The organism is Immundisolibacter sp. (assembly GCF_028696615.1).
Lineage (GTDB): Bacteria > Pseudomonadota > Gammaproteobacteria > Immundisolibacterales > Immundisolibacteraceae > Immundisolibacter.
The window spans coordinates 1-2276 of the sequence record NZ_JAQVGQ010000027.1 but is presented as its reverse complement, the minus strand read 5'-3'; the positions used below and the strand labels follow the sequence as shown (position 1 = coordinate 2276).

Annotated in this window: 2 protein-coding genes; one reads left to right on the top strand and one right to left on the bottom strand. The window is 67.1% G+C overall.

What is annotated here, in order from left to right:
- Positions 1 to 1055 (bottom strand): aromatic ring-hydroxylating dioxygenase subunit alpha (locus PHC73_RS03335; protein WP_300124441.1); only part of this gene is annotated, 1055 nt, incomplete at its 3' end.
- A 412-nt stretch (positions 1056 to 1467) separates the two neighbouring features.
- Here PHC73_RS03335 and PHC73_RS03330 point away from each other — a divergent pair.
- Positions 1468 to 2276: DinB family protein (locus tag PHC73_RS03330; protein ID WP_300124438.1), on the top strand; the 809-nt coding region annotated here is incomplete at its 3' end.

Here is a 2276-nt window from a genome sequence, read left to right as displayed (position 1 = left end):
CCCGAGGTGTTGAAGAAATCCTCGTACTGGCGGATGCGGATCTCGCGCGCCGCATCGCTCTCGCCCTTGGCGCCCAGGCAGTAGATGGTCATCTCGGTCTTGTCCACCGCCAGCGGCCGGATCACCCGCATCTGCAGCGAGGCGTTCTCGGCAAACTGCACGTTGGGGTAGATGGTGAGGTTGCGCCCGGCGTACATCCAGCGCGCCTTGTTCTCGCCCACGCGCGCCACCAGTTCCTGGTGATGCCGATACAGGCCGCGCTCCTCGGGCGCCGGGTTGTCGAAAATGCCGACCGCATGACCGCGCGGAAAGGTGTAGCCGCCACCGCGCATGTTCGTCATGGCGGAAAAGTCGATCGACTTGACCTGCGTGTTGCCGCTCTCGCCGGCCTTGCGGCGGGCGACGATGTTCATGAAGCTCGGGTGGCACGAGGTCAGGTGATAGCCGTCGATGCAGTTCTCGACCTGCATCTTCCAGTTGGCGTCGTAGGTGTAGCTCGACACGCCGGGAATGGCCTCGACGCCGTCCGGGCCCTGGTCCCACACCAGATCCAGCAGCTTTTTGGCTTCGCCCAGGTGCTCGTCCAGCGTCGGCACGTCGTCCGACAGGCTGGCGAACAGAAAGCCTTTGTACTGGTCGAATTTGACTTTCTTGAGGTTGTGGTCCAGCCGCTTGAACGGCTCGGCGTAGCAGCCCGCCTCCTCGTCCTTGATGTAGATGCACTGGCCGGCGGTGTCGAACGCCCAGCCGTGGTACGAGCACACCCACTGCCGGGTGTTGCCCGTGCGGTGGTGCGCGATGCGCGCCCCCTTGTGGGTGCACGAGTTCACGAACGCGCCGAGCCGGCCCGTCTTGTCGCGCGCCACGATGATCGGCTGGCGACCGATCCAGGTGGTGAAGTAGTCGTTCGGGTTCGGCGCCTGGCTGTCCAGGCCCACGAACACCCAGTTGCGCTCGAAGATGTATTTCATCTCGAGCTCGAAAATGGCCGGGTCGCGAAACACGTCGCGATGGACGATGAACTCGCCCGTGTCGCCAACCCGGTCAACGACCATTCGGTCAATGTCCGGGGCGGTCAAGTCGTTCGGCTTCATCGTGGTGGTTCCCCTTGCATGAATGGGCGAAACGCCGCAGGCTGCTGCGCGCGTCCGGGACTGGCGGGTAGGCAGCGAAGCTCGCGCGGATGGCAGAACGAGCCCGCCGGTCACCCCGGCATCCATGCCGGAAAGCACTAAACGGCCGCTTAAGTCTAACCGCGCAGGCGCGTGCAGGGCTACGCCGGGCTGCCTTGGGGCACGCCGAAAATCCGTACCTGGTTTTTTCAGCTCACGCCTGCGCCACACGCCCGCGGCACGCCGTGTCCTGCTGTCCCGGCTGCCAGCGCAAAAAACGAATGAGTGGGCATCGGCGCTTGCCCGGCCCGGCTTCGCCGATGATCATGCAGCCAACCTACGCAGGGGAACAGCCATGCACAGCAGCGCGCCCGGCCCGGCCGGCATCCACCCCGGCGCCGCACAGAACCTGATCGATCGCTACCGCGCGGTGCGCCGGCTGACCGAGGCGCTGACCCGGCCACTGCAGGCCGAGGACATGGTGATCCAGTCCATGCCGGACGTGAGCCCGCCCAAGTGGCACCTGGCGCACACGGCATGGTTTTTCGAGACCTTCATCCTGGCGCCACACGCGCCGGGCTACCGCGTGTTCCACCCGCGTTTCGGGTATTTGTTCAACTCTTACTACAACCAGGTGGGCGCGTTTCACGCCCGCCCGCGGCGCGGTCTGCTGGCGCGGCCGACCACGGCCGAGGTGCTGGCCTACCGCGCGCACGTGGACGCGCACCTGGTGGAGCTGCTGGGCACCGCGGATGAGCCTACGCTGGCCACCCTCGCGCCGCTGCTCGAGCTCGGCCTCAACCACGAACAGCAACACCAGGAACTGCTGCTGATGGACGTGAAGCACAACTTCCACGGCAACCCGCTGCTGCCGGCCTACCGGGACGACCTGCCAGCCGCCGCGGGCCGCGCCGCCGCGCCGGCGAACTTCCTGCCCTGCCCGGGCGGCATCGTCGACATCGGCCACGACGGGCGCGGCTTCGCCTTCGACAACGAAGCGCCCCGCCACCGCGTGCTGCTGGAACCGTATCGGCTCGCCGACCGGCCGGTGACCTGCGGCGAGTACGCCGAGTTCATCCGCGCCGGCGGCTACCGCACGCCCGAGCTGTGGCTGTCGGACGGCTGGGCCACCGTGCAGGCGCGCGCCTGGCAGGCGCCGCTTTA